Raw genomic sequence first — 14,101 nt, forward strand, 5'->3', positions numbered from 1 at the left:
AGGCGGCTGCGTCTCTCCAGCGCCTGCCGGGCGGAGCCTTTCGTCGGTTGAGGCGTTTCTGTCCGAAAGGACCGATTTCGCATGATGCAGTTCAATCACGGCGTTGAGGCGATGCCGGGCGATACGCCGGCGATCCCGAATCCGCCGCCCGAGGCGCCGCCTTTGACGCCTGGCAATGTGCCGCCGGCGCCGCCGGTCGAGTCGCCGCCGGACGAGGAGCCGCAGGGCATCCCGACCGAGCCACCGCAGGAATTGCCGCCGAACACCCCACCGGAAACGCCGCCGGCGACGCCGGTCGACCTGCCGCCCGGCCGGGATCCGCGTCAGCCGCAGGAATAGAAGCGAGCGGTTGCTAGACCGCCGGCGCCTCGCCCGAGCCGATATCCCAGTAGAGCCCGGCCATGGCGGTCAGTCCCTCGCGGGCGATGGCGACCGGCAGGTGCTCGTCCGGGGCGTGCTGCGAGCAGCCCGGATAGGAATGCGGCACCCAGATGGTGCGCAGCTCCAGGATGTCCGCGAAGATGTCGTTCGGCAGCGACCCACCCAGATTGGGCAGAAGCGCCGGCTTCTTGCCGGTGCTCTCGGCGATCGAGGCGAGGGCGAAGTCGACCCAGGGATCTTCCGGGTCGAGGCGCGTCGCGCCGAAAATTTCGGAGCGGCTGAGCGAAACCTCGACCATGGGGAAGCCATGGCGCTGGAGATGCCGCTTCAGGGCCGGCACGACATCGTCGTGGTCGATGCCGACGACGAAGCGCAATTGGCAGCGCGCCCAGGCGCTCGGCGGCACGGCATTGACCGGTGTCTCGGGCACGCCCGATTTCATCGCCAGCACGTCGAAGGAGCACCAGCCGAAGACCTGTTCGGCCGGGGTCAGCCCCGGCTCGCCCCAGTTCGGATCGATGGTCGGGCCGTTCGGACCACCATCGATCTCGCAGCCGATCAGCGCCTTGCGCACCGCCGGCGGCAACTCCTTGGGCACCCATTCATGGATGCGGATCTGGCCGGTCGGCGAGGTGATCGAGGCGATGGCGTGGGCGAGCTGGATCGCCGGGTCGGAAAGGATGCCGCCCCAGTTGCCGGAGTGATGGCCGCCCTCGCGGGCATTGATCGAGAGGTCGAAGGTGACGCCGCCGCGCGCACCGAGAAACACCGTCGGGCGCTCGGCGTTGAGGCGCGGCCCGTCCGAGGCGATCAGGATGTCGGCCTTGAACAGGTCCTTCTGCTCGCTGCAGAGCTCGCGCAGGCCCGGCGAACCCGATTCCTCGCCCATCTCGATCAGATACTTGGCGTTGAAGCCGAGCTTGCCGCGGGTCTCCAGCACGGCGCGCAGCGCGCTCAGATTGATCAGGTGCTGACCCTTGTTGTCGACGACGCCGCGGCCGTACCAGCGGCCTTCGCGCTCGCTGAGCTTCCAGGGCGAGAGGCCCTCGCTCCACTGTGCATCAAGGCCGCGGATCACGTCGCCATGGCCGTAGCCGAGAATGGTCGGCAGGGCGGGGTCTTCGATGCGCTCGGCATAGAGGAAGGGGCCGCGCGCCTTGGAGTGGGTGAGGGTGCGGCAGGTGAAGCCGAGCGATTCGAGCAGGGGCTGCATCTCCTGCGCGAGATATTCGCCGAGGACAGGGGCGCGGTCCGGGTTCTGGCTTTCGGTGGGAATCGCGACGAGGCGGCTAAGGTCGCTCTTCATCCGGCCTGAATCGAAATAGTCCTGAGCTTTCGCGATCGCCTGCGCGCGGGTCATGGTCGTAAGGTCTCCCGGATTTATGGCCGACACAGTGCCGGTGGACGCGCGAATGCGCCAGTGCCAAGAGAGCCGGGCGCGCCATGCCTGCCGGGCAGGGCGGATCATGCGAGCGCCACGTAGCCGTCATTCCGGGCGGAGCGAAGCGCAGACCCGGAATCCATCGTAGAACACCGAGCCCTTCGATGGATTCCGGATCGGCTCCGCTTCGCGGCTTGTCCGGAATGACGGCGCGGTTTTGTATCGGCGCCGCATGATCAAAAGGCCTCTTGTCCCTCAATGACCTTCATCCCGCATCCTCATCAGCTCGTCGCATGCGACGCCATCCTCGCGGCACGGGCGAAGGGCGCGTCCGGCTTCCTGCTCGGCGACCTTACCGGCCTTGGCAAGACGCTCTCGGCTTGGCTCGCGCTTTCGGCGATGCCGGAACAGGATGTGCTGGTGATCTGTCCGAAAGGCGCGATCCCGCAATGGCGGCGCACCATGACGCTGTCGGGCCTGCCGGCGAAGCGCGTGACGCTGATGAATTTCGAGAAGACCAAGTCGCTGCTCGCTCCGGTGGCGGACAGCCGGAAACGCTCGACGCGGGCGAAGAACAACGAGCTCGCCAAGCATGGCCGGCCTAAGCGCATCTGGCCGCTCGTGGTGATCGACGAAGCCCACCGCATCCGCAATCCGAACTCGCAGCAGGGGCTGGTCTGCCGGCAGATGGCGGAAGCGGCTGATTTCGCCATCTATATGAGCGCCACGGCCGGCCAGTCGCCGCATGAACTCTCTTATCTCGCGCCGCTGCTGGCGAAGGCGGCCGGCATGCCCACCGCCGATCTCGATGGCTTCCGGGCGCTGATGAAACGCCTGAAGATCGGCAAGGCCAAGGGCCGCTGGAAGAACTGGAGCTGGGAGCCGAACGAGACCGACCGCAAGGTCATGGCCGATCTGCTCTATCGCGGTACGAACGCCATTGGCCTGCGCCGCCGGCCGGAGGAGATCGCCGGCTGGCCGGAGGTGCAGCGAGAATTGGCGCCGGTGGCGCTCGATAACGCCGCCCGCAAGCTCTACGACGCGACCTGGCGCGAGTTCCGCAGGGAGCTGGGCCTCGCCGGCGGCTCCACGCGCAAGCCGCAGGGCTGGGCGGCCGATCTGCGCTTCCGGCAGAAGGCGAGCCTGCTGCGCATCCCCGGTACGGCGGATTTCTGCGAGGATCTGCTCGGCAATGACGAGCAGGCGGCTATCTCCGTCGCCTTCCTTGAGACCAGCGCGATGCTGGCCGAGACGCTGAAGGGCCGCGGCTGGCGTGTCGGCGAGATCAATGGCGAGCGCTCGGGCGCGCAGAACGAGGAGACGCGCATCGCCTTCCAGACCGGTGCGCTCGATGCCGTGATCTTCACCGTGACCGAGTCGATCTCTTTGCATCGCGGCGAGATGCCGGGCGGCGAGCGCGAGCGGGCGCTGGTCATCCACGACATGCGCCACAGCGCGATTCAGCTGCAGCAGATCGAGGGCCGCTGCCATCGCGACGGCCAGCATGCGACGATCTTTTACGCCTATGCCGAGGATACGGTGGAGGAGGCGATCGCCGGCACGGTGATCCAGCGCATGGCAGCGATGGAGGGGTTGGCGGGCGACGACACGCGGATGCTCGAGGCGATTGCGGAGATCGTCGAAGCACGGTCGGCGGCTTGACCCTTGCCGACATGGCGCGGAAACACGCGGTCATCCCGGGCTTCACCCGGGATCCATGCCGGAGCGTTCCCGATGGAGGTTCAGGCATGGATCCCGGATCTCCGCGGAGTTTATCCTTGGGCCGATCGAAGATCGGACCCGAGGGCTGCGTCCGGGATGACCCGCGCATTTGACGAAAAGGCGTGCAGCACTTCGGCGCTCAGTTGCGGGTGCGCTCGCCAAGCTCTTTGGCGCCCTCGACCGATGAACCGGTCAGCCGCACCATGCTGTTCCAGACATCGCGCGTATAGGCGCCCTGATGGACGATCGCGTCGTAACCGATAACCAGCACGAGGATGATCAGAACCACGCGGAACACGAAAACCTCTTCCGTTCTCCCGCGCATCAACGTGGCGGGAGCAGGGGAGGTTCCGGGGAACGCGTCATTCTCGGGCGTAGACCCGAGAAACTCTGGACCAGAGAGAGCTGGTTTCCGAGATGCTCGGTTCAAGCCAGAGCATGACGGAGCTGCAGTTGGCCGGGCTCAGCCTGCCGGCAGCAGCTCCTTCAGCCGGAACAGAGAGATTTTCTCGACCTCAGCCAGCGCGGTCGCGAATTCCTGCGCGGGGGTGTTCTTCAGCCGTGCCTCGAAGGCGTCGAGGATCGCGGCCTTGCTCACGCCCTTGACGGCCATGATGAAGGGAATGCCGAAGCGAGCTTTGTAGGCCTCGTTTAGCGCCGTGAAACGGACGCGCTCGTCGCTGGAGAGACGGTCGAGCCCGGCCGAAGACTGCTCCTGCGTCGATTCCTGCGTCATCTCTCCGGCCGCGGCGAGCTTGCCGGCGAGATCCGGATGGGCGTTGAGCAGGATCTTCTGCCGTTCGGGCGAAGCCCTGCGCATCGCCGCGACCATCGCCGCATGCAGCCCTTCGGCGGTGTCCTGCGCCGAGTCGATCCCGGCATCGTGGGTGGCTTCGGCGATCCAGGGCGAGTTCTCCCAGACGCGGCCGAAGACCTCGCCGAAGAGCGCCTTCGGCAGCTTCGAGGGCACATAGCCGCCGGCCGGAGGATGCGTTTTGACCCAGTGTCGGGCGATGTCGAGCCGGGTCGCGACCCAGACCCGGTCATGGCTCTTCACATAGTCGAGGAAGCGGGCGAGCGCGGCGGCACGGCCCGGCCGGCCGACGAGGCGGCAATGCAGGCCGATCGACATCATCTTCGGCGCGGTCTCACCCTCGGCATAGAGCGTGTCGAAGCTATCCTTCAGATAGGCAAAGAACTGGTCGCCGCTGTTGAAGCCCTGCGGCGTGGCGAAGCGCATGTCGTTGGCGTCGAGCGTATAGGGCACGGCGAGCTGCGGACCTTTCGGGCCCGCAAGCCAGTAGGGCAATTCGTCGGCATAGACGTCGGCGGTGTAGAGGAAGCCGCCTTCCTCCATCGTCAGCGGAATGGTGTTCTCGGAGGTGCGGCCTTGATAGCAGCCGAGGGGGCGTTCGCCTGCGAGCTCCGTCTGGATGCGGATGGCCTCGAGGATGTCGGCGCGCTCGCGCTCCTTCGGCGTGTCGCGATAGTCGATCCATTTCAGGCCATGCGTTGCGATCTCCCAGCCGGCCTCCTGCATCGAACCGACGATCTCCGGGTAGCGCGCCAGCGCGCTCGCAACAGCGAAGACGGTCACCGGCAGGTTGCGCTCGGTGAACATCCGCCACAGCCGCCAGTAGCCGGCGCGGGAGCCGTATTCGTAGATCGACTCCATGTTCATGTGGCGCTGGCCCGGCCAGGGCGCTGCGCCGACGATCTCGGAGAGGAAGGCTTCCGAGGCGGCGTCGCCGTGGAGGATATTGTTCTCGCCGCCTTCTTCGTAATTGATCACGAACTGGACGGCGATGCGGGCCTCGCCGGGCCAATGCGGGTGAGGGGCATTGCGGCCATAGCCCTTCATGTCGCGGGGGTAGGTCGTCTGGGTCATGATGGTCTAGCTGCCGCGATAGGTGGAGTAGCTCCAGGGCGAGGCCAGGAGCGGGACGTGATAGTGCCCGTCCGGCTCGGCGATGCCGAAGCGGATCGGGACGAGATCGAGGAAGGCAGGCTCCGGCAGGGCGGCGCCGAGGTCGCGGAAATAGGCGCCGATGGCGAAGCTGAGTTCATAGGTGCCGGGCACGAGCGCCCCGGAGAGCAGCGGGCCATCGGTGCGGCCGTCGGCGTTGGTCACGACCTGCGCCATGCGTTCCCGCGAGCCATCGGCGTTCAGGCGCTCCAACGTAATCGCGATGCCGGCGGCCGGCCGGCCATTGACCGTGTCGAGCACATGCGTCGAGAGGCGTCCCATTCCCTGCAGTTCTCCTGAAAGCCCGGTGTCCGGCGGGCGGCCGATTCCGGCGCCGCCTCGCTTTGCGCGACTGTAAAGCGCGAATTGCGAAAATCGATATCGGCTTTTGCGATAAGATCATGTTCCCGGATGTCAAATCTCGGGCGCATTCGGGCGATTTCGGGCGGGCCGAAAGCAGGTTAGCTTCATGACGCCGGAGCCGCATCCTCCGGATTCGGGTTCACCACCAGCCCTCGCGGAGCGCAGCGCCATGCTCGAAGCCTATGTGATGGAATGGGGCGGCATGATGCTGCGCTGGCTCCACGTCATCACGGCGATCGCCTGGATCGGTGCCTCCTTCTTCTTCATCCATCTCGACGCCTCGCTGAAGCCGGCCGACGATATTCCGCCAGGCACAGGCGGGCGCGCCTGGCAGGTCCATGGCGGCGGCTTCTACGAGATGCGGAAGTACATGGTGGCGCCCGCCGTGATGCCGGCGGAGCTGACCTGGCACAAATGGCAGAGCTACTGGACCTGGATCTCCGGCTTCTTCCTGCTGGTCTGGGTCTATTACGCGCAGTCGGAGCTCTACCTGATCGACCCGGCGGTGATGCAGCTCTCAGCCTTGGCGGCTGGGGCCATCGGCATCGCGGCGCTGGTCGTCGGCTGGCTGATCTACGACCTGATGTGCAAGTCGCCGCTCGGCAAATACGACGTGCTGCTCGGGCTGGTCGGCTTCGGCTACGTCGTCGCCGCGAGCTGGGCCTTCGCCAACGTCTTTTCCGGGCGCGGCGCGCTGATCCACACCGGCGCGCTGATGGCGACGATCATGACCGCCAACGTCTTCTTCAACATCATGCCGGGGCAGCGAAAGGTGATCGCGGCGCTCGTCGCCGGCGAGAAGCCCGATCCGAAATACGGCAAGGCGGCCAAGCAGCGCTCGACGCACAACAACTACATCACGCTGCCGGTGCTGTTCCTGATGCTGTCGAACCACTATCCGGTGACCTATGCCAATTCGGCGGTGATCCCGCTGCTGGTGGCGCTGGTGATCGTGGCCGGTGCGCTGATCCGGCACTTCTTCAACGTCCGGCATGGAGACCATGCGAAATCGCCGTGGTGGTGCTGGGCGGTGGCGATCCTGGCGCTCTGGTTTGCCTTCTGGGTGGCGATGTCGTCCTCGCCGGGCGGGCGCGAGCAACTCGGCCTCAAGCCGCGGGAGATGCCGAAACCCGTCCTGATGGCCGGCATGACGCTGCCGCCGGCGGAGGTCTCCAACATCGTGACCGGGCGCTGCGCCATGTGCCATGCGCCGGAGCCCTCCTGGCCCGGGATCCAGATCGCGCCGAAGGGCGTGCTGCTGCACGAGCCCGAGCAGATCGCCATGCACGCCCGCGCCATCCGCACGCAGGCCGTGATGACCCATGCGATGCCGCCGAACAACCTTTCCGGCATGACATCGGCGGAGCGTCAGGCGCTCGCCGGCTGGCTCGCCGCGGCGCGCTAGCGCCCGGGAGTTTGCACGGAACCACACCGTCATCCCGGGCTTGACCCGGGATCCATCATGGAGCGCTGAGCCCTCCGATGGATCCCGGATCGGCGCTGCTTCGCAGCTTGCCCGGGATGACGCCGTGGTTCCATCGAAACGCAACATGAGGCGCGTCCCCGAAAAGGCGCTCTTTCCGCTTTCTTCAGCTTGTCCGCAGCTCCGCTCACGGATGCGTGATCGCGTTCAGATTCGGTTCAGGTGCGCGACAGCATGGTTCGGTCACTGACAGGGCTGGAGACAGGATCCCAGAACGGGACCGTTCGTGCCGAGGACCGTGGGGGTCCAGTTGAGACGCGTAGATGCAAGGGGCGCCGGCTACCTGCTGGCGGCCATCGGTTTCGTCGTGGCATGGGGCGTCCTGTGCTGGCCCTGGCTTTCGGGATCGGTGACGATTCCGTTCGACGCGAAAGCTCATTTCCAGGCACAGGTGCAGTTCCTTGCGAACGCGCTCCATTCCGGCCAGTCGCCCTTCTGGAACCACAACGTCTTCGCCGGCTCGCCGCAGATCGCCGATCCGCAGTCGCTGATCTTCTCGCCCGCGATCCTGCTCGCGCTGCTTTCGCCCGCTCCGAGCTTCCGCGAGGTCGACGCCTATGTGCTGGCGCATCTGCTCGCCGGCGGCCTCGCGTTCATCCTGTTCTTCCGCGACCGCGGCTGGCATCCGGCCGGCGGGTTGATGGCGGCGCTGGTCTTCGCCTTCGGCGCCTCGGCGGCCTGGCGGGTCCAGCATGTCGGCCAGATCGCCAGCTTCGCCTTCTTCGCCATCGCCTTCTGGCTGACGGCGCGGATGCTGCAGCGTTCCTCGATTCTCTCCGGCGTCTTCGCCGGCCTCGCAGCCGGGCTGATGGTGCTGGAGCCGGATCAGGTCGCGCTGCTCGGCGGCTATGTGCTGTTCGGCATGGTCGTGGCGCACTGGATGTCCGGCGGCTGGCCCGCCTTCCGCGCCAGCCTGCTGCCCATTGCAGCCGCCAGTGTGGTGGGGCTCGCCGTCATCGTCATGCCGCTGCTCTGGACCTGGCTCTTCGCCGAGGCGACGACACGGCCCGAGATCGATTTCGGCGTGGCCGGGCGCGGCTCGCTGCACCCTGTGTCGCTGCTCACCGCGTTCATCGGGGACCTGTTCGGCGCCAAGGATCCGAATGTCGAGTTCTGGGGGCCCTATAACGACCCGCAGGTCCTCTACCTGTCGCAGAACATGGCGCAGGTCTATTTCGGCGCGCTGCCGCTGCTGCTGCTGCTGGCGCCAGGCCTGACGCGTGGCTGGCTCTGGGACAAGGCGGTCCGCCCGCTGACGCTGATGCTCGTCTTCATGGTGCTGTTCGCCCTTGGCCGCTACACGCCGCTGTTCCACCTCGCCTATGAGTATCTGCCGGGCGTGAAGCAGTTCCGCCGGCCGGCGGACGCGACCTTCCTCATCGGCGGGCTGGCAGCCGTGCTTTCCGGCTATGTGCTGCATCGCATCCTGACCGCGGAGGAAGGGACCTCCTTCCGCCGCGACCTGCTGCTCGGCGCGGGAATGGTTCTGGCCACGGTCGTCCTCGCGCTCGTGGTCTCGCGCGGCGCCGGCCATCTCGCCGATGCCTGGAAGCCGGTTGCGCTGGCGCTGGGCTGGTTCGCTGTCGCGGGCGGCGCGTTCTTCGCCCTGCAGCGCTGGCGCGGCGCGCTCGGCACCACTGCCGCTGCCGTTCTGGTCACCGGCGTGGTGGCGGCGGATCTCGGCATCAACAACGGCCCCAACGAATCCACCGCGCTGCCGCCGCAGATGTACGACGTGCTGGAGCCCGGCACGAAGAACGAGACGATCGCGCTGCTGAAGCATCTGACGGCCCAGCCCGCCAGCTCGCCGCGCCGCGACCGGGTCGAGCTGCTCGGCATGGGCTTCGAATGGCCGAATGCCGGCATGGTCCACGGCTTCGACCACACGCTCGGCTACAACCCCTTGCGGCTCGAGGATTTCTCCGAGGCCGTGGGCACCGGCGACGGCATTGCAAAGCCCGCGGACCGCAAGTTCACGCCGCTCTTCCCGTCTTATCGCTGCCGGCTCGCGAACCTGCTCGGCCTGCGCTACATCGCCTCGCCGGTGCCGATCGATCAGGTCGACCATTCGCTGCGCAGCGGCGATCTCAACCTGATCGCGCGAACCAAGGAAGGCTATGTCTACGAAAACCCGCATGCGCTGCCGCGGGTGCAGTTCGTGGGCGGCTGGCAGTTCGCCGATTTCGAGAGCATGAAGCTCTCGGGCCGTTGGCCGGACACCGATCCGCAGCAGGCCGTGCTGCTCGATGTCGAGCCGCCCGTCGCGACGCCGGAAGGACCGGTCGCGGTACAGGCCGACGTCAAGCTCACGCAATATCGCAACGCGCATGTCGAGATCGAGGTGACGACGCCGGCGGCCGGGTTCGTCGTGCTCAACGACATCTGGCATCCCTGGTGGAAGGTGGAGGTCGATGGGGTCGAGGCCGAGATGCTGAGGGCCAATGTGCTGTTCCGCGCGGTGCAGGTGCCGGCCGGCACGCACAAGATCCGGTTCGCCTTCCAGCCGCTGGCGGGAGCGCTTGCGGAGCTCAAGGCGCGGATCGAGCCTGAGGAACCGGAGGATCATCTGCCGCTGCCGCCGATGGATGAGCGCGACGCACCGCAGATCGTCACTGCCCCGCAAGTCAACGGGCCCGTGCTGGCCGGACCTTCCGAGAGCGTGCGTAATTCGCTCGGCCTCAGCCCTGCGCAGAGCGCAGCGCGCAGCAGCACGGCCGCCGCCCCGCAAGTCAACGGGCCCGTGCTGGCCGGACCTTCCGAGAGCCTGCGTAATTCGCTCGGCCTCAGCCCTGCGCAGGGCACAGCGCGCAGCAGCACGGCCGCCGCCCAGATCCCGGGCGAGACGACGGCGCATTGAAAAAGCCGCGGCCCTGGCCGCGGCTTCTCGCATTCAGCTGCTTGCGGGAGGCGGCCCGCTCAGGCGACGCCGAGCTTCTTCTGCAGGCTCGTCGAGGACGTCGTGTACTGGAAGGTCAGCCGCTTCTCCGGATAGACGTAACGGTGAACCTTCTGGGCGCAGAGGGCGGCCTCGTGGAAGCCTGAGAGGATGAGCTTGAGCTTGCCCGGATAGGTGTTGATGTCGCCGACGGCGAAGATGCCGGGCACGCTGGTCTCGAACTTCTCGGTGTCGACCGGGACGAGGTTCTCGTTGAGGTTCAGGCCCCAGTCGGCGATCGGGCCGAGCTTCATCGTCAGCCCGAAGAAGGGCAGCATCGTATCGCAGGCGATCTCGAAGGTTTGGTTGTCGGTGCCGCGGCAGATGACGGCTTCGAGCTTGCCGTTTTCGCCCTTGAGACCGGTGACCTGACCGAGCTTCATATCCATCTTGCCCTGGGCGACGAGGGCGCGCATCTGCTCGACCGAATGCGGCGCGGCGCGGAAATCGTCGCGACGGTGCATCAGCGTGACGCGGTTGGCGATGGGCTGGAGGTTCAGCGTCCAGTCGAGGGCGGAGTCGCCGCCGCCGACGATCAGGATGTTGCGGCCGCGGAAGGCCTCCATCTTGCGCACGGCGTAGAAGACCGAGCCGTTCTCATAGGACTCGATGCCGGGGATCGGCGGCTTCTTCGGCTGGAAGGAGCCGCCGCCGGCTGCGATGACGATCGTCTTGGTATCGAAGACCGTGCCGGCGTCGGTGGTGACGCGGAAGCGCGGCGCCTCGGTGGTGCCGGTCGGCTCGACCGACTCGATCATCTGGCTGAGGTGGAAGGTCGGCCCGAACGGCTTGACCTGCGTGAGTAGGTTGTCGACCAGCGCCTGGCCGGTGACCATCGGGAAGCCGGGGATGTCGTAGATCGGCTTCTCCGGATAGAGCTCCGCGCACTGCCCGCCGACCTTCGGCAGGATGTCGACGAGATGCGCGCGGATGTCGAGCAGGCCGAGTTCAAAGACCGCAAAGAGGCCACAGGGGCCGGCACCGACGATGACGACGTCGGTGGTGATGACTTCGTTTTCGTTGGCGGCAACCGCTTCGCTCATGATCCTGCCTTCGATCCGGTCCAAACTGTACGGTTTAACGAACTCAGACGCAGGAGGACATGAGGCTTCGAAGGCTGAATGGCAAGTGCAAAAACCGGGGATCAGGCCCCTGTGTCGGCGGTGAGACCCGCCGCGGCGATGCCGGCGCAGGCCGCGGCTTCGTCATTGTCTGAAGTGTCGCCAGAGATGCCGATGGCACCGAGCACCGGGCCTTCGGGCGAGCGGATCAGCACGCCGCCGGGCACCGGTACCAGCGAGCCGCCGACGGCATGGGTCGCCGCCTCGACGAAATAGGGGCGATCCAGCGCCATCTTGTGCAGCGCGCGCGAGCCGACGCCGAGCGCGATGACGCCATGCGCCTTGCCGAGCGCGATCTCGCCGCGCTTCAGGCTGGTGCCGTCCTGGGCCGCGAAGGCCTTCTGCGCGCCGCGCGCATCGAGGACGGCGATAGCGAGCGGCTTGAAGCCGTTGGCCTCGGCATGGGCGAGCGCTACCTGGAGGATGGTCTGTGCCTGGGCGAGACTGAGCATGGGGAAACTCCGGTTTGGACGCAGGCGTTCTTGCCAGTCGCGCGGCGAGCAGGAAAGGGCCCTCCGAGCCCTTTACGCGCAATCAATGGTCGGGTTGGGAGAAAACACCTTTTCCGCCACGGCTTGCGTACGGCGCTGCGACAGGGCTTGATAGCGACCCGAGACAAGGAGTGCATTCCATGGGTTTGTTCAGTTTCATCAAGGAAGCGGGCGCCAAGATCTTCGGTTCGGGCTCGGCCAAGGCCGCAACCGCCGATGATCTGCAGAAGGAACTGGCGGGGCACGGCCTGCCCTCCGACGTCAACATCCAGATCGATGGCGACAAGGTGAAGGTCTCCGGCAACGCCGTCTCGACCGAGCAGGCGGAGAAGATCATCCTGGCGCTCGGCAACACCACCGGCGTGGCGCAGGTTGAATCGGACCTCGCCGTCACCAAGGAAGCGCCGGCCGCGGTATTCTACACGGTGAAGAAGGGCGATACGCTCTGGAAGATCGCCGAGGAGCATTACGGCAAGGGCCAGGGCGCGAAATACACCGAGATCGTCAAGGCCAACACGCCGCCGGTGAAGAACCCGGACCTGATCCAGCCGGGCTGGGTGCTGCGCATCCCGCCGCAGGGCTGAGGCACCTGAACGCAAGGCAGCCGCGGGCCGCCGGTCCGCGGCTGCCGCCCTTCTGGTCGGCGCGACCACCCACTTGCTGGCATTCCCAGCCGCGCCGCCCTATCTCGACGGACCGACAGGCTCGAGCCGGAGATGCTGCCCATGATCGTGAACGACCTCGACATCGACGCTATCAAGGCGGGCTTAAGCGACGGCTCCATCCTGCTCGTCGATGTGCGCGAGCCGCATGAATTCGCGGCCGGGCATATTCCGGGCTCGGTCTCGCGGCCGCTCTCGCAGTTCGATCCGGCCGACCTGCCGAACGAGCCTGGCAAGCGCGTCGTGCTCTCCTGCGCCGCCGGCGTCCGCTCGCGGCGGGCGCTGGAGTTCGCGCAATCGGCCGGCCTCGACATCGACAGCCACTATGCCGGCGGCTTCAAGGACTGGCTGATGCATGGCGAGCCGATCGCGGAGGACTGAGGCTCAGGCCCGATCCGCGCGACATGCTGTAGACGACGGAAATTGGATACATGACGACCCGAGCATTTCTCCGTGGTGCCGCCTGCGCTGCCGCACTGATCCTCTCCACGCCCGCGGCTGTCTGGGCGCAAGGCGGGGCGACCGTTCCGGCTGGCAGCGCGAGCAAAGCGCAGGATGACGATCTCCAGGCCGCGATCACCAAGTCGAACGCCTATACGGCGTTGATGAACCGCACGCTGCGCGCCATCCAGTCCTGGGAGCGTTACGGCAGCTGGGTCGACGTGAAGAAGGGCCCGACCGGCAAGGAGCGCTACATCACCTACGGGCTCTACAGCCTCTATGACGTCAACGGCGAGATCAAGAAGGCCGAGGAGGCGATGGCGCGCGAGCCGAAGCTGCCGGCGATCGACGAAACCATGGGCCGCTATATCAAGGCCTATCAGGAGCTGGCGCCGCTGATCACCCGCGCCGAGCGCTATTACGACCGCAAGGACTATCGCGACGACAATCTCGCCGAGGGGCAGAAGCTGCATGCGGCGATGGTGCCGGCGGCCAAGGCCTTCCTCGATGAGCGCGCCAAGCTCGATGCGCTGATGCGCGTCTACAAGCGCGGGCTCGACCAGCGCGAACTCGCCTCGGTGGAGCAGCGCGAGGGGCGTTCCGCGCGCTGGCAGGTGCGCAACATCATGATCAATGCGCGCGCCGTGATGGATCTGATGCCGAGCAACGAGCAGCCGGTCGTCGATCTCAAGACGTTCAATGCCGCGATTGGCGACTATGCCGGAGCGATCCGCGAGATGGATGCCTTCAAGGAGAAGAATCCGGGCGGCGTGCCCTTCATCGAGAGCCAGGCGAGCTCCTGGCTGGGCAAGCTGCGCGACTTCAGTGAAAAGCTCGCCAAGAGCAAGGGCGATGTCCGGCGTGGGGCGGCCAATGACGCCAACTGGATCGTCAACAACTACAACACCATGGTTTCGCTCTCGGAGACGGCGATCCGCACATCGCGCTGAGGGTAATGCGTGCGACGCATCCCCGGCGCGGCACGTGCCGGGGCTGACGTGGCGCGATTTCTGTTTCAGTCTTTCATGAGAGAAGTTCTTGATGAGGCAGGATCGTCATTGCGAGGAGCGAAGCGACGAAGCAATCCAGGGGCCGCTGAGCTCTACGTCCCCCTGGATTGCTTCGCTGCGCTCGCAATGAGGGCGCCTGTGGTCC

Annotated in this window: 13 protein-coding genes; 7 read left to right on the plus strand and 6 right to left on the minus strand. The window is 66.5% G+C overall.

Translation table 11 applies throughout. The features are described from left to right. Positions 1-81: 81 nt before the first annotated feature. Entirely contained in the window at positions 82-339 is a 258-nt protein-coding gene (locus FQV39_RS28885; RefSeq protein WP_149133436.1) for a hypothetical protein, read from the plus strand. Positions 340-352: 13 nt separating this feature from the next. Here FQV39_RS28885 and FQV39_RS28890 read toward each other — a convergent pair whose 3' ends face one another. After that, positions 353-1,741: a M20 family metallopeptidase gene (locus FQV39_RS28890; protein ID WP_149133437.1), complete on the minus strand. Its 1,389-nt coding sequence runs from the start codon at positions 1,739-1,741 to the stop codon at positions 353-355. Between the two features lie 279 nt (positions 1,742-2,020). On the opposite strand from FQV39_RS28890, the gene FQV39_RS28895 reads away from it, so the two are divergent. Further along, positions 2,021-3,424, plus strand: coding sequence for an SNF2-related protein (locus FQV39_RS28895; protein WP_149133438.1), 1,404 nt, complete (start codon positions 2,021-2,023; stop codon positions 3,422-3,424). A gap of 199 nt (positions 3,425-3,623) precedes the next feature. Here the strand turns inward: FQV39_RS28895 and FQV39_RS33365 are convergent, their stop codons facing one another. From FQV39_RS33365 to uraH, 3 genes are all read right to left on the minus strand, one after another. After that, a complete protein-coding gene (locus tag FQV39_RS33365; RefSeq protein ID WP_187640108.1) occupies positions 3,624-3,782 on the minus strand; it encodes a hypothetical protein in 159 nt (52 codons plus the stop codon). A gap of 165 nt (positions 3,783-3,947) precedes the next feature. Further along, positions 3,948-5,372 (minus strand): allantoinase PuuE, encoded by a 1,425-nt coding sequence (puuE, locus tag FQV39_RS28900; RefSeq protein ID WP_149133439.1) that lies wholly within the window; start codon positions 5,370-5,372, stop codon positions 3,948-3,950. Positions 5,373-5,378: 6 nt separating this feature from the next. Continuing rightward, positions 5,379-5,732 carry a hydroxyisourate hydrolase gene (gene uraH / locus FQV39_RS28905; protein ID WP_149133440.1) on the minus strand — a complete coding sequence of 118 codons (354 nt, stop codon included), beginning with the start codon at positions 5,730-5,732 and terminating at the stop codon, positions 5,379-5,381. A 250-nt stretch (positions 5,733-5,982) separates the two neighbouring features. Between uraH and FQV39_RS28910 the strand changes: the two genes are divergently transcribed. Both FQV39_RS28910 and FQV39_RS28915 read left to right on the plus strand, forming a co-directional pair. Continuing rightward, positions 5,983-7,218 carry a urate hydroxylase PuuD gene (locus tag FQV39_RS28910; protein ID WP_149133441.1) on the plus strand — a complete coding sequence of 412 codons (1,236 nt, stop codon included), beginning with the start codon at positions 5,983-5,985 and terminating at the stop codon, positions 7,216-7,218. Positions 7,219-7,546: 328 nt separating this feature from the next. Next, entirely contained in the window at positions 7,547-10,153 is a 2,607-nt protein-coding gene (locus FQV39_RS28915) for a YfhO family protein (RefSeq protein ID WP_149133442.1), read from the plus strand. Positions 10,154-10,212: 59 nt separating this feature from the next. On the opposite strand, the gene FQV39_RS28920 is transcribed toward FQV39_RS28915, so the two are convergent. Both FQV39_RS28920 and FQV39_RS28925 read right to left on the minus strand, forming a co-directional pair. Continuing rightward, positions 10,213-11,274: an NAD(P)/FAD-dependent oxidoreductase gene (locus FQV39_RS28920; protein WP_149133443.1), complete on the minus strand. Its 1,062-nt coding sequence runs from the start codon at positions 11,272-11,274 to the stop codon at positions 10,213-10,215. A gap of 101 nt (positions 11,275-11,375) precedes the next feature. Continuing rightward, on the minus strand, positions 11,376-11,804 hold the full coding sequence (locus FQV39_RS28925; RefSeq protein WP_149133444.1) for a GlcG/HbpS family heme-binding protein: 429 nt from the start codon (positions 11,802-11,804) through the stop codon (positions 11,376-11,378). Positions 11,805-11,983: 179 nt separating this feature from the next. Between FQV39_RS28925 and lysM the strand changes: the two genes are divergently transcribed. The 3 genes from lysM (at position 11,984) to FQV39_RS28940 (ending at position 13,896) form a co-directional block, all read left to right on the plus strand. Next, positions 11,984-12,427, plus strand: a complete 444-nt coding sequence (lysM, locus tag FQV39_RS28930) for a peptidoglycan-binding protein LysM (protein ID WP_149133445.1) — start codon at positions 11,984-11,986, stop codon at positions 12,425-12,427. Between the two features lie 141 nt (positions 12,428-12,568). Next, positions 12,569-12,886, plus strand: a complete 318-nt coding sequence (locus FQV39_RS28935; RefSeq protein WP_149133446.1) for a rhodanese-like domain-containing protein — start codon at positions 12,569-12,571, stop codon at positions 12,884-12,886. A gap of 50 nt (positions 12,887-12,936) precedes the next feature. Next, positions 12,937-13,896 carry a YiiG family protein gene (locus tag FQV39_RS28940; RefSeq protein ID WP_149133447.1) on the plus strand — a complete coding sequence of 320 codons (960 nt, stop codon included), beginning with the start codon at positions 12,937-12,939 and terminating at the stop codon, positions 13,894-13,896. Positions 13,897-14,101: the final 205 nt, after the last annotated feature.

The sequence above is a fragment of the Bosea sp. F3-2 genome, assembly GCF_008253865.1.
In the GTDB taxonomy this organism is placed as follows: domain Bacteria; phylum Pseudomonadota; class Alphaproteobacteria; order Rhizobiales; family Beijerinckiaceae; genus Allobosea.

Coding starts and splice junctions, on each gene's coding strand:
- FQV39_RS28910 (WP_149133441.1), top strand. CDS start 5,983: ATGCTCGAAGCCTATGTGATGGAATGGGGCGGCATGATGCTGCGCTGG.
- FQV39_RS28885 (WP_149133436.1), top strand. CDS start 82: ATGATGCAGTTCAATCACGGCGTTGAGGCGATGCCGGGCGATACGCCG.
- FQV39_RS28895 (WP_149133438.1), top strand. CDS start 2,021: ATGACCTTCATCCCGCATCCTCATCAGCTCGTCGCATGCGACGCCATC.
- puuE (WP_149133439.1), bottom strand. CDS start 5,372: ATGACCCAGACGACCTACCCCCGCGACATGAAGGGCTATGGCCGCAAT.
- FQV39_RS28890 (WP_149133437.1), bottom strand. CDS start 1,741: ATGACCCGCGCGCAGGCGATCGCGAAAGCTCAGGACTATTTCGATTCA.
- FQV39_RS28925 (WP_149133444.1), bottom strand. CDS start 11,804: ATGCTCAGTCTCGCCCAGGCACAGACCATCCTCCAGGTAGCGCTCGCC.
- uraH (WP_149133440.1), bottom strand. CDS start 5,732: ATGGGACGCCTCTCGACGCATGTGCTCGACACGGTCAATGGCCGGCCG.
- FQV39_RS28940 (WP_149133447.1), top strand. CDS start 12,937: ATGACGACCCGAGCATTTCTCCGTGGTGCCGCCTGCGCTGCCGCACTG.
- FQV39_RS28935 (WP_149133446.1), top strand. CDS start 12,569: ATGATCGTGAACGACCTCGACATCGACGCTATCAAGGCGGGCTTAAGC.
- lysM (WP_149133445.1), top strand. CDS start 11,984: ATGGGTTTGTTCAGTTTCATCAAGGAAGCGGGCGCCAAGATCTTCGGT.
- FQV39_RS28920 (WP_149133443.1), bottom strand. CDS start 11,274: ATGAGCGAAGCGGTTGCCGCCAACGAAAACGAAGTCATCACCACCGAC.